General features: G+C 65.5%; 14 protein-coding genes. 7 read left to right on the top strand and 7 right to left on the bottom strand.

What is annotated here, in order from left to right:
* The first annotated feature begins 10 nt into the window (after window positions 1-10).
* Window positions 11-1,282 carry a DUF2157 domain-containing protein gene (locus AC1DW2_RS25055; protein WP_477007345.1) on the top strand — a complete coding sequence of 424 codons (1,272 nt, stop codon included), beginning with the start codon at window positions 11-13 and terminating at the stop codon, window positions 1,280-1,282.
* Complete coding sequence (locus AC1DW2_RS25060) at window positions 1,279-1,893, top strand: GDYXXLXY domain-containing protein (RefSeq protein WP_166058015.1); 615 nt, start codon at window positions 1,279-1,281, stop codon at window positions 1,891-1,893. Before AC1DW2_RS25055 ends, AC1DW2_RS25060 begins: the two co-directional genes overlap by 4 nt.
* Before the next feature lie 7 nt (window positions 1,894-1,900).
* Here AC1DW2_RS25060 and AC1DW2_RS25065 read toward each other — a convergent pair whose 3' ends face one another.
* A complete protein-coding gene (locus AC1DW2_RS25065; protein ID WP_477007361.1) occupies window positions 1,901-3,259 on the bottom strand; it encodes an aminotransferase-like domain-containing protein in 1,359 nt (452 codons plus the stop codon).
* A 161-nt stretch (window positions 3,260-3,420) separates the two neighbouring features.
* Here AC1DW2_RS25065 and AC1DW2_RS25070 point away from each other — a divergent pair, with 161 nt between their 5' ends.
* A complete protein-coding gene (locus tag AC1DW2_RS25070) occupies window positions 3,421-4,281 on the top strand; it encodes a DMT family transporter (RefSeq protein WP_477007346.1) in 861 nt (286 codons plus the stop codon).
* Between the two features lie 680 nt (window positions 4,282-4,961).
* Here AC1DW2_RS25070 and AC1DW2_RS25075 read toward each other — a convergent pair.
* Window positions 4,962-6,176, bottom strand: a complete 1,215-nt coding sequence (locus AC1DW2_RS25075) for an EAL domain-containing protein (protein ID WP_477007347.1) — start codon at window positions 6,174-6,176, stop codon at window positions 4,962-4,964.
* Window positions 6,177-6,997: 821 nt separating this feature from the next.
* Entirely contained in the window at window positions 6,998-8,161 is a 1,164-nt protein-coding gene (locus AC1DW2_RS25080; RefSeq protein ID WP_063980457.1) for a hypothetical protein, read from the bottom strand.
* Window positions 8,162-8,501: 340 nt separating this feature from the next.
* Between AC1DW2_RS25080 and AC1DW2_RS25085 the strand changes: the two genes are divergently transcribed.
* Window positions 8,502-9,125 (top strand): LuxR C-terminal-related transcriptional regulator, encoded by a 624-nt coding sequence (locus AC1DW2_RS25085; RefSeq protein WP_477007348.1) that lies wholly within the window; start codon window positions 8,502-8,504, stop codon window positions 9,123-9,125.
* A 63-nt stretch (window positions 9,126-9,188) separates the two neighbouring features.
* On the opposite strand, the gene AC1DW2_RS25090 is transcribed toward AC1DW2_RS25085, so the two are convergent.
* The 4 genes from AC1DW2_RS25090 to AC1DW2_RS25105 all read right to left on the bottom strand — a co-directional run bounded on the left by AC1DW2_RS25090 (window position 9,189) and on the right by AC1DW2_RS25105 (window position 11,666).
* Window positions 9,189-9,437 (bottom strand): hypothetical protein, encoded by a 249-nt coding sequence (locus AC1DW2_RS25090; protein WP_085399682.1) that lies wholly within the window; start codon window positions 9,435-9,437, stop codon window positions 9,189-9,191.
* 98 nt (window positions 9,438-9,535) lie between these two features.
* On the bottom strand, window positions 9,536-9,913 hold the full coding sequence (locus tag AC1DW2_RS25095) for an Hpt domain-containing protein (protein ID WP_063980460.1): 378 nt from the start codon (window positions 9,911-9,913) through the stop codon (window positions 9,536-9,538).
* 152 nt (window positions 9,914-10,065) lie between these two features.
* Entirely contained in the window at window positions 10,066-10,764 is a 699-nt protein-coding gene (locus AC1DW2_RS25100) for a Crp/Fnr family transcriptional regulator (RefSeq protein ID WP_223154125.1), read from the bottom strand.
* Between the two features lie 191 nt (window positions 10,765-10,955).
* Window positions 10,956-11,666: a Crp/Fnr family transcriptional regulator gene (locus tag AC1DW2_RS25105; RefSeq protein WP_477007349.1), complete on the bottom strand. Its 711-nt coding sequence runs from the start codon at window positions 11,664-11,666 to the stop codon at window positions 10,956-10,958.
* A 442-nt stretch (window positions 11,667-12,108) separates the two neighbouring features.
* Between AC1DW2_RS25105 and AC1DW2_RS25110 the strand changes: the two genes are divergently transcribed.
* The 3 genes from AC1DW2_RS25110 to AC1DW2_RS25120 form a co-directional block, all read left to right on the top strand.
* Window positions 12,109-12,582: a response regulator gene (locus tag AC1DW2_RS25110; protein WP_477007350.1), complete on the top strand. Its 474-nt coding sequence runs from the start codon at window positions 12,109-12,111 to the stop codon at window positions 12,580-12,582.
* A gap of 409 nt (window positions 12,583-12,991) precedes the next feature.
* Window positions 12,992-15,775 carry a hybrid sensor histidine kinase/response regulator gene (locus tag AC1DW2_RS25115; protein WP_477007351.1) on the top strand — a complete coding sequence of 928 codons (2,784 nt, stop codon included), beginning with the start codon at window positions 12,992-12,994 and terminating at the stop codon, window positions 15,773-15,775.
* A gap of 27 nt (window positions 15,776-15,802) precedes the next feature.
* Window positions 15,803-16,167, top strand: a 365-nt coding sequence (locus tag AC1DW2_RS25120; protein ID WP_477007352.1) for a chemotaxis protein CheW, incomplete at its 3' end; no start/stop codon positions are given.

The following is a 16,167-nucleotide window of genomic DNA, read 5'->3' on the forward strand; positions in this document are numbered from 1 at the left end:
TTTCACGACGATGTTCGACAAAACCTACCGGCAGCGCCTCGAGGCTGATCTTTCGCAGTGGGAAGCCGACGGCGTGATCGCGCCGGCGGCGGCCGCCTCCATCCGCACCGCGCTGCCGCCGCTCTCGCCCGGCATCAACATCGCAGTCGTCGTTGCCATCGTCGGCGGCCTCTTGATCGCAGCCGCCTTCCTCGCCTTCGTCGCGGCGCACTGGACGGAGATCGCGCGGCTGCTGCGATTCGCGATCCTGATCGCCGGCATGGTCGTCGCCGGCGGCCTCGGGGCGTGGTTCGCCGCGACGGGCCGCACGGTTCTCGCCGATCTCTGCGCGAGCATCGGGGCGGTCATCTTCGGCGCGGGCATCGCGCTGGTCGGCCAGATGTATCATCTCGGCGAGGATTTCGCCGGCGGCATGCTGCTGTGGTCGATCGGAGCATTTGCCGCCGCACTGCTGACCGGATCGCGCGGCGCGCTTGCGGTCGCGCTCGCCGCCGCCTGCATCTGGACCTGCATGCGCAACTATGATGCGCCTGATGTCCTGCATCTTCCGTTCGTGGCGGTCTGGCTCATCGCCGCCGGGCTCGCGCTTGCATGGAATTCCCGCGTGGCGGCCCATCTCGTCGCGGTCGCGCTGCTTCCGTGGTGGATCGCGACGTCGCTCCGCTTCGAGCTCGACGGTGCCCAGCCGTCGTTCGTGCTCGCGAACGGCGCCGCCCTGCTGTTCGGCGCCGGGCTCGCGATCGCCGCTGTGCCGTCGCCGAGGGCGCTGCGCCTCGGAACGGTCCTATCGATCTACGGAGCGTTTTCGCTGGCCGCCGTCGCTTGCCTGGAGGTGACAACGGTCGACGACATCATCCGCTTCCGGAACAGCACGGTGCCGGCCCAGCCGCTTTGGGCGATCCTGTGCGGGGCCGCGGGCGTGATCCTCGCGCTTGCGTCCGCCGGGATCACCAGGCGTGCAGGTGAAATCCTTGCAGCATGTTCGATCGGGCTCGTCCTGCTCGCGGCGCCGATCTGGCCGGCATCCGCGGCCGGCGAGCCCTGGTTCGCTTACGCCGCGCTGCTCTGCGCCATGCTGTGCCTTGTCGTCTCCGGTGTGCTCGATGATGTGCGTCCGCGAATCGTCGCCGGCTGGCTTGGGATCGCCGGCGTCATCGCGGGCATCACCTGGGCGGTAAAGGGCTCGCTGCTGCGCCGCTCGGCTTTCCTTGCCGCGGCCGGTGTTGTTGCCGTCGTATTTGCCACCGCGCTCAATCGCGCGCTGCCGAGGGCCCAGCGATGATGGAGTTGACCGCGTCCGTGACAAGAATCTGGCAGCGCATCCCGAAAGCCGTGCTGTTCGGTGTCGCCGTCCTGCTTCAATGCGCGCTGCTGGTGCTGATGGTCGCCGATCGCATGCAGATCCTGCGCGAAGGTACCGAGGTGACTTTGCAGACGCAGCCGGTCGATCCCCGCGATCTCCTGCGCGGCGACTATGTCGTGCTCCGCTACGACATCTCGCAACTGCCGGCGGGCACGCTCGCCGGCCAGCCGGCGGCCGAGCGCAAGCCCGTCGTGTTCGTCAAGCTCGCGCCGAATGCCAATGGTCTCTACGAGGCCGTCTCGGTGCATGCCGAGCCCGTCACGGTCACGGCTCCCGAAGTGCTGATCCGCGGCCGCGTCTCCTATTACGGCGGAACCTGCGGCTCAGGCCCGCGCGTCTTCTGCGAGAAACTGGCGATCAAATACGGTCTCGAAAGCTATTTCGTGCCCGAAGGCGAGGGCAAGAAGCTCGAGCAAGCCCGCAACCAGCAGAAGCTGCGCGTCGTCGCCGCCGTACTCCCCTCAGGCCGCGCCGCCATCAAGCGCCTGCTGCTTGACGGCGAGCCGGTCTATGAGGAGCCGTTGTACTAGGCGCTGATCATTTGGCCTTCAGCGCCCGCCGCAGCACGTCCCACATCCGCGGATCGCTCATATGCGCCACGTTGAAGCGCAGGAGGTCCGATGCCGTCTGCGACACGCTGAAGACGTTGCCCGGTGCGAGCACCACATCCTCTTCGAGCGCGGCGCGCGCGACGGCGGTGGCATCCTGCCCGCCCGCGAGGCGGCACCAGAGGAAGAAGCCGCCGCGCGGCATCAGCCAGGGCTCGATACCCAGCGCCTGAAGTTTTCGCGCGACGTCGCGGCGCGTGCGCGTGAGCTTCTGCCTGAGCTCGTCCATGTGCTTGCGATAGCTGCCGCCGGCCAGGACCTTGGCGATGATTTCGGTCGCCACCGGGCTCGGGCCGCCAAAACTGGTCGCGACCTGGAGGTCGACGAGGTGCTCGATCCAGTCGGCTCGCCCTGCGATGTAACCGCAGCGCACCGAGGCCGACAGCGTCTTGGAGAAGCTGCCGATGCGGATCACGCGGTTCAATCCGTCGAGCGCGGCAAGGCGCGGCGAGCGCTCCGGCTCGAAGTCGCCGAAGATGTCGTCCTCGACGATGGTGAGGTCGTGCGCGGCGGCCGCAGTCAGAAGCCGGTGCGCGGTCTGAAGCGAGATCGTCGCGCCGGTCGGATTGTGCAGCGCTGAATTGGTGATGTAGAGCCGCGGCCGCTCAGCCGCGAGGATCTGCTCGAAGCGCGCGATATCGGGGCCCGACGGCGTAAAGGGCACGCTGACGATCTTCGCCTGATGCGCCCGCAGCAGGGCGCGAAAATTGAAGTAGCAGGGATCGTCGACCAGCACGGTGTCGCCGGGACGGAGCAGGAAGCGGCAGATCAGGTCGGTCGCCTGCGTGCCTGAACCGGTCAACATCAACTGGTTGATCGAGGCCTCGATCGCGTCTTCGGCGAGGCGCGTGAGCAGCAGCCGGCGCAGGGCAGGGGAGCCCGATGTCGAGCCGTAATTGGTCAAAACGCTCGCGTCGGTGCGGGCAAGCGCGCGGGTGGCGCGGCGCAAGGCCGCCTCCGGCATCCACTCCGGCGGCAGCCAGCCGCAGCCGGGTTTTGGTACGGCATCGTCCGTGTCGAGCGATTGTCGGGAAACCCAGAACGGATCAACTTCCCGGTCGCGGCGGGGCTCGACTTCGGTCAGCGCCAGCGGCGGGGTGACGGCCGATGAGACATAGAAGCCCGAGCCGCGACGGGCGCGGATCAGGCCGTCGGCGGCCAGCCGATCATAGGCTTCGACGACGGTGGACGGCGAAACACCCATTGTCGCGGCAAGGCTGCGGATCGACGGCAGGCGGTCGCCGGCACCGAGTGCGCGGGCGGCGACCTTGGCGCGGATCGCGCCCATCACGTCGCTGGTCCGCGTCCCGCCCCGTCCCTTCGTTTGTGCCTCGCCGCCCAAGGTGTATTACCTTCCATATCCATACAGTTTTGCCGGATTGTACTGGATTGTCGCTGGTCTCGCCACCGGCGACGGCCGATGATCGTGACCCAAGAAGCGAGACGGACATGCAATCTGCAGGCAGTGGCTGGGGCAACGGGCTTCTCGGCGTCATCATCTTCAGCGGCTCCTTGCCGGCGACCCGCGTGGCGGTCGGCGGCTTCTCCGCGTTGTTTCTGACGTCCGCCCGCGCGGTCATCGCGGCGCTGATCGGTGTGGCCGTGCTCTTCCTGCTCCGCCAGGCGTGGCCGCGGCGGAAGGATCTCGTCTCGCTCACCATCGTCTCGATCGGCGTCGTCGTCGGCTTCCCCCTGCTCACGGCGCTCGCGCTCCAGCACATCACCTCCGCGCATTCGATCGTCTTCATCGGACTCTTGCCGCTGTCGACGGCGATCTTCGCGGTGCTGCGCGGCGGCGAGCGGCCGCAGCCGCTGTTCTGGCTGTTCGCTGTGCTGGGCAGCGCCACGGTCGCGGGCTTTGCCCTGTCGAACGACGGCTCGGCCTCGCTCACCGGCGATCTCCTGATGGTCGCGGCCATCGTGCTGTGCGGGCTCGGTTATGCCGAAGGCGCCGCGCTGTCGCGCCGCCTCGGCGGCTGGCAGGTGATCTCCTGGGCGCTGCTGCTCGCGCTGCCGCTGATGGTGCCGGTCGCGATCGTGACATGGCCGTCGACGTGGAGCGGCGTCGGTGTGCCCGCCTGGATCGGGCTCGCCTACGTCTCCGTCTTCAGCATGTTCGTCGGCTTCATCTTCTGGTACCGGGGCCTTGCGGTCGGCGGCATTGCCCGCGTCGGTCAGTTGCAGCAGCTCCAGCCGTTCTTCGGTCTCGCGCTCGCCGGCTTCCTGCTGCACGAGCCGGTTGCATGGAACATGATCGCCGCGACCGCGCTCGTGGTCGTCTGCGTCTTCTTCGCGCGGCGATATGCCTGAGGCGGTGATCGCAGTTCCCGACCAGGGTTGGTGACCTTGATCGAACGCGCTTCCATCTGGTCATTGGCTCGCGACCATCACCTGGCGCGGTCGTTATGCGACCGTCAACGTTGATCTAGATCAACGTCTGTTCTTGCACGCAGTGTCCCACTGGATGGGAGAGTTATCTCCTCGGTGCATCGCGTGCCCTGTTTCGCGATCACAGTGACAGCATCCGCTTGGCTGGTCTGCCCGTTTCGCGGATGGGACGGTGATCGGCATCCTCACGCGACTGACAGAAATCCGCAAAAACTTTGGCCAAGGGACGGAGGACGTCATGCGACACGGAACAAAGTTTTGGTTAGCTGGCGCCGTCATTGCCTGCGCAGTCATGGGCTCGGTGCAGTGGTCGGAGGAGGATGGTCTTTCATTCTCGGTTCAGAGCGCACAGGCCCGCGTAGGGCGACCAGCGACCCCAGTGAGTGTCGCCGGCGTCGCGCGGCGAACGACGCGCCGCGCCGTAGTCGGTGGAGCGGCCGTAGGCGCCGCTGTCGCGGCACCAACGTGCGCCCGCGTGCTGGTCAATGGCGCCTGGGTCTGTCGCTAGGAAAGCTCTGTCCTTCATGGGGTGATCGCAGCGATCGCGCTCGTGGTTGTGCGCGTCTTCTTCTTCGCGCGGCGGTGGGCGTGAGGCCTGTGCCTCACGCCTGCCCCATCACCGTCCGCGTCAGCGCGCTCCTTGCAAACTTCTTCAGCGGCATCGGCTTGCCGAACAGAAAACCCTGCACGAGGTCGAAGCCGAGCTCGTTGGCGGCGACGAGGTCGGCGCGGCTCTCGACGCCTTCGGCCACGGTGCGCGCACCGTAGGCGTGCGCGAGCTCGACGATGTGACGGCACACCGTGCGCTTCAGCCGATCGCTGCCGCTGCCGGTGACGAAGTGCCGGTCGGCCTTCAGCTTGATGAAGGGAATCTTGTCCAGATCCATCAGTGACGGCCAGTTGGCGCCGAGATTGTCGATCGACAGGCCGATATTGTGCAGGCGCACCTCGCGGGCGACCTCGACGAGGAATTCGAGATCGCGGATCGCCTCCTCGCTGTCGATCTCGATCGTCAGCCCGCCGAAGGCCGGATGCGTCGGCATGCGGCGGCAGAGATCGCGCACCGCCAGCGGCTCCTTCAGATATGACGTCGGCAGGTTGATCGAGAGATCGACCGGGCTCTGCTGCTCCAGGAGATAGTGCCAGTCCTGCAAGGCGCGCTCGATCACGAACTCCGAGAGTTCGCGCAAATGCGGATCGTGCTCTTCGGGGATGAAGTAGGCGGGCGGCACCACGCCCCAGGTCGGATGCCGCATCCGCACCAGCGCCTCGGCGCCACTGCGGACCAAGGTGCGCGCGTCGATCTTGGGCTGGTACCAGAGCTCGAGCCAGCCGGCGTGAAGCGCCTCGCCGACATACACGGCCGGGCTCGGCGCCGGCTCGTCCGGCAGCAGCATCGCGACGCGCTCGCGCAGCGTCTCCGCGGCAAACGGCGTGGTCAGTGGCGGCAGCATCGCGAGGCCATACTCCTCGCCGACCTGCTGCACGGCCCTGACGATGATGGACTCGCGGGCGCCGACGGCGAGAACCTTGCCGTCGAAGGCCTCGCGCACCAGCGTCTCCAGAAACGTGCMGGGCTCGATGCCGTCGGCGGCGATGCCGAGCAGGATCAAGTCCGGCAACTCGCGGGTCAGCACGGTCTGCAGCTCGTCCGCGCTGGCGCATTCGCTGGTGACGAAACCAAGATCCTCCAGCACCTCGGCGAGGAATGCGCGCAGATGGCGCTTGCCGTCGGCGACGCATGCGCGCGGCGTTACCTTTCGCCGTCCGAAGGTTTTGGGCCTCCGTCCGGCGAGCTCAACAAGTTCATCGTTCATCGCAAACCACTCCCGTTCCGCGACAGGTGTTAGCGATGGGAGCAGTTTCAAATATGGAGAGCTTCAGTCGATTGTTGAATTATCTGGGTAACGTTAAAGCCCGCATCACGTCTAAAATTGTCTGGATCTTCTTCCGGAAGTTTTTACGTCTGCCCGCGCGTCGCGCGCGGGCGTGCGGCAATCCCGCGCAATTTTTGCAAGACGCGGCTTGGCTGCGGACAGGCGCGCTGTCCTGTAATCGGACGAGGTCGCGCGCACTTCGCCCAATTGAATAATGGACGCCTCAATTGCCTGTGGCCGTGGCGTGCTGGGTCATGCAGTACCAGCTCGCGACCGCGGCTCAGGACGGGAAACGCCTTGTAGAATCCGTGCTTGTCGAGCTGCGCATTCAGCTCGTTCAACGCGCTACGAGCCGCTCGCGTTTCGCGCGGCGCTGGCGCGCGCGTGCAATGCCGCCATCGTCGATGTCCGCCGGTTCGATCTCATCGCAACCTCCTTCCCGTCGCTCTTGCGGTGCATCGCAGGATCGACGCGATGGCAGCGATGGGAGAGTTCATTTTCACGCGATGCGCGCATGTTCCATGGTTTACGCGTGACAGTTCTGCGACAACGTGGCCGGCTGCGGCGGCGCAAATGTGAAGCACATCACATGTGTCTTGCTGCACCTGCGCTATTGCTGTGCGCAGCCGGTGGTGGGCTGTCGAGGATTACAGCAATGACGACGCGGCGATTGATGTATTGGTGGTTCAGATTCGTTCTGTCAGGGCGATTTACCGATCGCTTCCTGTGCCTGCCGCGGGCGGAGTAGCCGCGCCGCAATATCAGGTCTGTCCGATCAATTTGCGAAACGCCGCCGCGCCGTCCTGCACGGCGTCGCGTCCCTTCCAGGCCAGATAGGACAGCTTGCCACCGAGCGTGTCGTGGCTGCGTAGCCGGCGCGAGCCGAGAATGTGGCCGACATTGGAGGGGAAGCGGCTCACCTCGGCGGACACCAGCGCCGCGATCGCATCCATCAATTGCTGGAGCCGGATACCCCATTCGCAACCCTCGATGCCGTCGATGCGGACCTTGAGCGCATATTCGGTGTCGTAGATGTCGGCGAGCAGGTCGCGGGCGACCAGCACGCGGTTGTGCTTGAGCGCGACCCGCAGGGCGAGCCGCTTGTCGTCGAGCCGGTCGAGCACCATGGGAACGACGCAGGCATAGGGCGTGGCGGCGACGTCGGCCACGCTCTTGCTCGCGGCGATCCTGGTGGCAAGGCGCACCAGCTCCCAGGACGTCTTCAGCCGCCTCGCCACCAGCGCCAGCGCAAAGGGCAGCGCGTCCGGGTGGGACTTCTTGAAGACATCGAGTTGCGCAGTGATCTGGGCAACCTGGCCGTCGTCGAATTTCGCGATCTTCTCAGGCAGCTTTTCGTTGAACTTCGGCAGCGCGTCGCCGGCGCGCAGCACCTGCTGCATTTTCCTCACGTCGTCGAAGGCGGTGCGCGAGGCCGTGTATTGCGTGAGCTTGGCGCGTGCGAACTCGGTGCTCTCCGCCGATGCCAGTGTGTTCTCGAGGACCTTGAGGACCTTGGTCTGGAAGATCGACGCGGTTTTCAGCACTTCCTTCGGGTTGTTGGCGGTGACCTGGTCGTTGATCGCCTTGATGTAGTCGCGCGCCATGGTCGGCAGCAGGTCGCGGCAGATCCACTCCCAGATGGGCGTGAGCGTGTTGCGTGAAATCCGCCCCGCATTGGCATGCTCGGGTGCGCCGTCGATCAGGAGCAGTTCGAGTGGCGCGAAGAAATAGCGCGAGGGACTGGTGGCGCGTGCCTGGGTCGATCCGTCCTTGCGGAACTCGGCGCGCAACTTCGCCTGGATGTCGGACGAGCCCGGCATGTCGATGCCGCACAGTTCGAGCCGCTCGAGCTCGCTGAGCAGACAGCTGCGTGAGAGCGGCGTCAGCCTCTGCAAGAACTCGGACAGCCGATCGATCTCGTTCATGGCACGCAATCTTCCGCAGCGTTTCCCGCAGGCCTACCGGCCTCATGCGTGGAGGCATTTGCGCGCTCTCAATCGTGACCAAGAGAAACAAGTCATTGTTAATTTATCCGTAAAAACCGGGAGGCGCGGGCGCCCGCTGGGGAGCGTTGGTTAAGGAGGCATTTCGTCGCCTGCTCAAGTTTTGGGCGAAAACCTCAACCTGCGCGTGGTCGATTGCGTGGGTACTCAAGCATAAATTGTGCCTGCGCCGGTATTTCAGCACAAAACTGCCAAAATTACCGTAGTCTTACGGAGCAAAAAGTTAACCACAGACCGGCCTCGGTTCCGCTAAACGAGTCACATGGGGTCACAGAACGATACGGCCACCGATTCGCGGCCGTCGGAATGGTTCGAAAGCAGCTCTGCTCCGACCGAAGAGCTCGATTTCGCCCGCCTGAACGCGGTCCGCTCCAAGGCCGCCGACGAGATGGCCAGCGCCATCGCCCGCGAGCTCAATGGCCCCCTGACCGCGCTCCTGCTCTACATGGGCGAGATCAAGCACCACAGCGACCAGCTCGCGCCGGTTACGGCCGATCGGGCCTATTTGCAGCGCGTGGTGGAGAATGCGCTGGCGCAGACCGAACGCGTTTGCGGCGTGGTCAAGCAGCTTGCCGGCCCTCATAGGGATGCCCTGCCGATCCAGTCCAGGACCGAGGGCGCCGAATTGAACGCCGCCCGCGCACAGCAAGCGCAGCGCGTGCCGGGCACCGAGTTGCTGGGCCTGTCGGGCCAGAAGCGGCTGACCAAGCGCGAACGCGAGGTGCTGAGGCTGATCAGCGAGGGCTACTCGAACAAGCAGGGCGCGCTGCGGATGCAGATCAGCCCGCGCACGTTCGAGAGCCATCGCGCCGAGGCGATGCGCAAGCTCGGCGCGCGCAACACCGCGGACCTCGTCCGTGCGGCGCTGCTGCATTCGATCGATTGAGGTTCTGTCCTGCGCCGCCAGGCGGGCGATCAAGCCTGAGGATGGCCTGGGGACCCGATGGGCTCAGAGATAATCCTCGGCGAAAGGGCGGACCCGCGACGGCGGCCGCAGCGACTTGGGCTCTTCCTTCGGCGCGCTCGGAATGATCGTGATGGTCCAGCGCGGCGGCATGCTCGATTCCTGCTCCAGCACCGAGCGAACGAAACCAGTCACCGTCGCCTCGCCATCCTTCACCGTCGCGGTCCTGCCGTTGAACTGTGCGATGCGGAAGCGACGGACCTCTTTCTGATCCGCAGTCTCATAGGTGAACATGGAAACCCTCCTGGTTTCCGGCGACTATCGCCACCTATGATTAGCCATCTGTGAAAATCGCTAACCGTAGAAGTACGGCGGGCTTTGCACGCGCCTTTCTAACCCTGCGGCTCCTGTGCGCGCGCGGCGGCGTAGGCGGCATCCATCAGGTCCAGGAGACCGTGGAATTCGGCCTCGCCAAGCGTCTCGGCGGTCTGCTCCAGCCGCAGCGCCAGCGCCGCAAGCCTGACATAGCCGAACGTTCCGGCCGCGCTCTTCAGCGAATGCGCTTCGCGGGTAATCCTGGCGAGGTGCCGCGCGAGCGAGAGCGTGCGGAACAGTTGCAGGCGCGCGCAGGTCTCGCTCCAGAACACGTCACGGACTTCACAGGCCCCGTCCTCGCCGATCTCCCGCACCAGCGCTTCGTACGCGCCCGGCTCGCGCGCGGGCGCGGCATCGAGCGCTTTTGGCATCGGCGCGGCGGTCACTTCAAACATGGCTTTGGCCTGTCCTGGTCACGGTTCGTCTGCCGCGGGGCCTGTACGGCGCGAGGCATGCCCCGTGTCTAGGGCATCCGAATTTCAGTTCCGGTAGCAGGGCGATCCGTGTTTGCAGGCCGGCGTTAGCCGCCGGTTTACCAAGGCGCCGGTCAGCGCGGGCCGAGCAGCCGGTCGTACTGGGCCTTCACGGTGGCATAGCATTCGCACGCCGTCTGGCGCAGGCCGTCCAGGTTGAGGATCTGGATGTGTCCGCGGCTGTAGTGGATGAAATTGGCGTGCTGCAACGTATTGGCGACCAGCGACACGCTGTTGCGGCGCGCCCCGATCATCTGCGCCATCGCCTCCTGGGTCAGCAGCAGCCGGTAATCGCCCGACAGGTCATGGGTGTGCAGCAGGCAACGCGACAGCCGCGATTCCACCGGATGGGCGGCGTTGCAGCCCGCGGTCTGCTGGACCTGTGCGTAGACGGCCAGCCCGTGACGGGTGAGCAGCGTCCGCAAGGTGCTGCTCTGGTCGGCCGCGTCGCGCAGCCGGTCGAGGTCCATCACGGAGGCGGCACCGGGGACCAGCACGATTGCCGTGTTCAGCGCGCAGGCATCGCCCATGGTCGAGAGCGTTCCGAGCAGGCTGTCGCGGCCGACCATGGCGACCTGCACATGCTCGCCCTTGGCGAGTTTCACCACCAGCGAGATGACGCCGCGGTGGGGGAAGTAGGCGCGCTTGAGCGTTTCGCCGGTCTCCACCAGGATCGCTTCGTGCGGCAGATCGATCATGCGCAAATGCGGGCGGATCAATTCGTAATCCTCCGCCGACAGTGCGGACAGGAAACCGTTGGTTGGGCGCGCCATCGTTTCCAAGACTGCCTCCGTCTCATCAGCCCCCGAACTCGAAGCGAACGGGCTGCTCGCTGCACGGATAAATTTGATCATGTTCTCGTCGGGATATATTGGCAATTGGGACAAGATGTCCGGTTGCGATGGCGCCTCTGCTGGACTGTGTGCACACCGGCATGCAGCAGGCCGGTTGCGCCGGGCTTTCTTCACCGCGGGGCTCCCAGCAGGCGGGCGTGGCAGCCCTGCACCGCCGCATAGCAGTCGCAGGACCTCGTCTCCAATGCGCGCTCGTCGACGATCTCGATCTGGCCGCGGGTGTAGTGGATGATGTCGGCGCGCTGGAGCGCATTTGCGACGAGGGAAATCGCGTTGCGCCGTACGCCCATCATCTGCGCCAGCGTCTCCTGTGTCAGCGGAAGGAACTTGCTGTCGGACAGGTCGCGGGCACGCAGGAGCCAGCGCGCCAGCCGCGCTTCGACCGGGTGCACCGTATTGCACAGCACCGATTGCTGCGCATGCGCGAGCAGCGCCTGCTCGTGGCAGATCATCAGGCCGCGAAACTGCGCGCTTGCGGCCGCCACCGCCCGGAAGGCCGCGATTTCGAGCACGGACGCAGTCCCGGGGAAGAGCACGGCGGCATCCGTCGGAGCGATGCCGTCGGCAAGGGCGGCGCCGGCGCCGACGGCGCTGTCGCGGCCCAGCATCGCGACCTCGATCATCTGTCCTTCGGAGAGACCGACCGTGATCGAAACGGATCCGCCGTGCGGGAAGTAGACATGTCGCAGCCCGGCGCCTGCCTCGGCCAAGACAGATTCCCTGACCATTTCGACTGTCGCGAGATGGGGGCGCAGCAGATCGAAATCCGCCGCGCCGAGCATTTGCAGCAACTGGTTGGACGGGTGGCCGCTCGCGGTCATGCAGGTCAATCCGGCGCGTTCATTAGGACGATCGGCCGCCGCGCCCTGTGCGTCATCCAGTTGCACGGCGACCAAAACATATTGTAAAGGTTGTGGGGTCGTCCATATACCCGTTGGGGGGCAGACAGGCTGCGGCATTTGCGGCGGAAATTGAGAAACGCACGCTGATTCGCGCGTTAATTAGGGGCGTCCGTCTTGCGCCGGGCGGCAGGAAAAAGCGGCAAGGGGGCCATCATGAGCCGCTAGCATCGCATCCGCGCCGTCATCCGACCCCGACCGACACCTGCGGCTTGCCCCTCGAGCACGTATTTCCCGCCATCCGGGACTGGTCTGCGCGACTTCGCGACGCCGCGACTGTCGCACCACTTGCCCCTGATTTCCCGACAGGACCGTTGACGCTTGCGGCCATCAATGTTTCGGCCTCCAGCCAGAGGAGAACTGCGTGCCCCACGGTTCGATTTTTGAATCGCCGAGACGGGAAGCTCAAACGGGCACGGCGGATCTGCACCATATTCTCGTTGTCGACGACGACCCGATGGTGTGCATGGCCATCGAGATCTATCTGCAGCGGAATCATTTCCGGGTGACGATTGCCGACGGAGGAGAAGCCGGCCTCCGCGCTCTCGAGAACAAACAGGTCGACCTGGTGATGATCGACATCTTCATGCCGCACACGCGGGGGTTCGAGTCGATCCGGATCTTCCACGAGCACGCGCCGGCCATTCCGCTGATTGCGATGTCCGGCTACGCCTTCGCAAATTTGAACGCGCCCGCACCCGACTTCCTCCGGATGGCGCTGGAGCTCGGCGCTGCGCGTTGCCTTCGCAAGCCGTTTACACTGGATGCGTTACTCGCTGCCATCAAGGATTGCCTCGCGGCGCATCGTGCTGTCTCCGCAATTGGGTTAGCGCGGTAGCAATCGCGGCGGCCGCGAAATAAGCGTCCGTTTACCGCAAGCGCAGCTGTTGCGGATTGAGCAGGCGAGCAGCGGGCGGCCGTGTGAGCGATTCTGATTGCGCGTGATTTGATTCAATTCGCGCGGCCCGTGCATATCGTCCTTCGCCGGCGTGATTTTTTACGCAAGTCGCAGGTGTTGTTATCGGAGCGTTTACCTATCGCGTCTGTCGCGTGAGATACAGCGCCGCTTTTGTCGCAAGACGCTATCGCAGGCCTCGAAGCGCAAACTTGTCTTCAATATCCGTATTAGCACGGAGGCTGAAATTAACGGGACCGTGAAAGGGGTTGTCTAACGATCCAGGCGCGGACCTCCGCCGAACTCCAGGTGCGGCCCAGGCGTCGAAGTCCGGCTCAGTAAGGCGTAGCTCATGGATGATCTGTTGCGGGAGTTTTTGACGGAGACCAGCGAGAGCCTGGACACCGTCGACAATCAGTTGGTGAAGTTCGAGCAGGAGCCGAACAACGCCAAGATCCTGGATAACATCTTCCGCCTGGTCCACACCATCAAGGGCACTTGCGGCTTCCTCGGCCTGCCGCGGCTTGAAGCGCTGGCGCATGCCGGCGAGACCCTGATGAGCAAATTCCGTGACGGCATGCCGGTGACGGCCGGCGCGGTGACGGTGATCCTGTCCTCGATCGACCGCATCAAGGAGATCCTCGCAGGCCTCGAGGCGACCGAAGCCGAGCCCGAGGGCACCGACCGCGATCTCATCGACAAGCTGGAAGCGATGGTTGAGCAGGGCATGGCCGCAATGGCGGCTGGCAGCGCTGCTCCCGTTGCTGAAGCGCCGCCGCTGGTGCCGGAAGCTCCGGCCGAAGCCAAGGCCGCACCCGCAAAGGAGATGACGCAGGGCTCGCTGATCGACCAGACCCTGGAGCGCCCGCTGCGTCCGGGCGAAGTCTCGCTCGACGAGCTCGAGCGCGCCTTCCGCGAGACCGCGATCGAAGCGCCGGCCCCCGTCGTCAAGGCCGAGCCCGCGCCGGCTGCTGAAGCTCCCGCGCCCGCCGCCAAGGAAGCTGCGAAGCCCGCCAAGGAAAAGGTCGCGCCGAAGAAGTCGATGGCCGACGAGGGCGCCGCCGAAGGCGACCGCATCGCCAACCAGTCGATCCGCGTCAACGTGGATACGCTGGAGCATCTGATGACCATGGTCTCCGAGCTGGTCCTGACCCGCAACCAGCTGCTGGAGATCTCCCGCCGCAACGAGGACACCGAGTTCAAGGTGCCGTTGCAGCGCCTGTCCAACGTCACCGCCGAGCTGCAGGAAGGCGTCATGAAGACGCGCATGCAGCCGATCGGCAATGCCTGGCAGAAGCTGCCCCGCATCGTCCGCGATCTGTCGAGCGAACTCGGCAAGCAGATCGAGCTGGAGATGCACGGCGCCGACACCGAGCTCGACCGCCAGGTGCTCGACCTGATCAAGGACCCGCTCACCCACATGGTGCGCAACTCCGCCGACCATGGCCTGGAGACCCCCGCCGAGCGGCTCGCGTCCGGCAAGGGCGAGCAGGGCACCATTCGCCTGTCCGCCTATCACGAGGGCGGCCACATCATCATCTGCATCGCCGACAACGGCCGCGGCCTCAACACCGAGAGGATCAAGGCCAAGGCGATCTCCTCAGGTCTCGTCACCGAGGCCGAGCTCGAGAAGATGAGCGAAGCCCAGATCCACAAGTTCATCTTCGCGCCCGGCTTCTCGACCGCGGCGGCCATCACCTCGGTCTCCGGCCGCGGCGTCGGCATGGACGTGGTGCGCACCAATATCGACCAGATCGGCGGCACCATCGACATCAAGTCGGTGGCCGGCGAGGGTTCCTCCGTCACCATCAAGATCCCGCTGACGCTCGCCATCGTCTCGGCCCTGATCGTCGAAGCCGCCGGCGACCGCTTCGCGATCCCGCAGCTCTCGGTGGTCGAGCTCGTCCGTGCGCGGGCCAACAGCGAGCACCGCATCGAGCGTATCAAGGACACCGCTGTCCTCAGGTTGCGCAACAAGCTCTTGCCGCTGATCCACCTCAAGAAGCTGCTCAAGATCGACGACGGCGCGGCCAGCGATCCCGAGAACGGCTTTATCGTGGTTACCCAGGTCGGCAGCCAGACCTTCGGCATCGTCGTCGACGGCGTGTTCCACACCGAAGAGATCGTCGTGAAGCCGATGTCGACGAAGCTGCGTCACATCGACATGTTCTCCGGCAACACCATTCTGGGCGATGGCGCGGTCATCATGATCATCGACCCCAACGGCATTGCCAAGGCGCTCGGCGCCGCCGGCTCCTCGGCCCATGACATGGGCGACGAGAACGGCGCGCATCACATCGGATCGGGCGAGCAGACCACCTCGCTGCTCGTCTTCCGCGCCGGCTCCAGCCAGCCCAAGGCGGTCCCGCTCGGGCTCGTCACCCGCCTGGARGAGCTCCCGGCCGACAAGATCGAGTTCAGCAACGGCCGCTACATGGTGCAGTACCGCGAGCAGCTGATGCCGCTCGTCGCCATGGAGAGCGTCACCATCGCGAGCCAGGGCGCCCAGCCGATCCTGGTGTTCGCCGATGACGGCCGCTCCATGGGCCTCGTCGTCGACGAGATCATCGACATCGTCGAGGAACGGCTCAACATCGAGGTCGGCGGCTCCGCCTCCGGCATTCTCGGCTCGGCCGTGATCAAGGGCCAGGCGACCGAAGTGATCGACGTCGGCCACTTCCTGCCGATGGCGTTCGCCGACTGGTTCACCCGCAAGGAGATGAAGCCGTCGCAGCACTCGCAGTCGGTGCTCTTGGTCGACGACTCGGCGTTCTTCCGCAACATGCTGGCACCCGTGCTGAAGGCGGCCGGCTACCGCGTCCGCACCGCGCCGACCGCGCAGGAGGGCCTGGCTGCGCTACGCGCACAGAGCTTCGACGTGGTCCTGACCGACATCGAGATGCCCGACATGAACGGGTTCGAGTTCGCCGAAGTGATCCGCTCCGACACCAATCTGGGCGCGATGCCGATCATCGGCCTGTCCGCGCTGGTGTCGCCGGCGGCGATCGAGCGCGGCCGGCAGGCCGGCTTCCACGACTATGTCGCCAAGTTCGACCGTCCCGGTCTGATCGCGGCGCTGAAGGAACAGACCGCGGGCGCCGCCGGCGCCTCCGAGCTGAGCCGGGCAGCGGCGTAACGGCACTGGGGATCAGGAGATACCGCTATGAGCAACAAGAAGACGCAGATCGGCGAAGGCGCCATGGTCGAATACGTCACCGCGATGATCGGCGGCCAGCTGTTCGGCCTGCCGATCTCCCGCGTCCAGGACGTGTTCATGCCCGAGCGCGTCACCCGCGTTCCGCTGTCCTCGCGCGAGATCGCGGGCGTGCTGAACCTGCGCGGCCGCATCGTCACCGTGGTCGACATGCGCGCCCGGCTCGGCCTGCCCAAGCCCGAGGACGGCAAGACCCCGATGGCGGTCGGCGTCGACCTGCGCGGTGAATCCTACGGCCTCCTGATCGACCAGATCGGCGAAGTGCTGCGCCTTGCCGAGGCCGGCATGGAAGAGAACCCCGTCAACCTCGATCC

Source organism: Bradyrhizobium sp. P3_C3 (assembly GCF_056402655.1).

Coding starts and splice junctions, on each gene's coding strand:
- AC1DW2_RS25085 (WP_477007348.1), top strand. CDS start 8,502: ATGGGGTCACAGAACGATACGGCCACCGATTCGCGGCCGTCGGAATGG.
- AC1DW2_RS25080 (WP_063980457.1), bottom strand. CDS start 8,161: ATGAACGAGATCGATCGGCTGTCCGAGTTCTTGCAGAGGCTGACGCCG.
- AC1DW2_RS25065 (WP_477007361.1), bottom strand. CDS start 3,259: ATGGGCGCGATCCGCGCCAAGGTCGCCGCCCGCGCACTCGGTGCCGGC.
- AC1DW2_RS25095 (WP_063980460.1), bottom strand. CDS start 9,913: ATGTTTGAAGTGACCGCCGCGCCGATGCCAAAAGCGCTCGATGCCGCG.
- AC1DW2_RS25105 (WP_477007349.1), bottom strand. CDS start 11,666: ATGACCGCGAGCGGCCACCCGTCCAACCAGTTGCTGCAAATGCTCGGC.
- AC1DW2_RS25060 (WP_166058015.1), top strand. CDS start 1,279: ATGATGGAGTTGACCGCGTCCGTGACAAGAATCTGGCAGCGCATCCCG.
- AC1DW2_RS25100 (WP_223154125.1), bottom strand. CDS start 10,764: ATGGCGCGCCCAACCAACGGTTTCCTGTCCGCACTGTCGGCGGAGGAT.
- AC1DW2_RS25070 (WP_477007346.1), top strand. CDS start 3,421: ATGCAATCTGCAGGCAGTGGCTGGGGCAACGGGCTTCTCGGCGTCATC.
- AC1DW2_RS25055 (WP_477007345.1), top strand. CDS start 11: ATGTTCGACAAAACCTACCGGCAGCGCCTCGAGGCTGATCTTTCGCAG.
- AC1DW2_RS25090 (WP_085399682.1), bottom strand. CDS start 9,437: ATGTTCACCTATGAGACTGCGGATCAGAAAGAGGTCCGTCGCTTCCGC.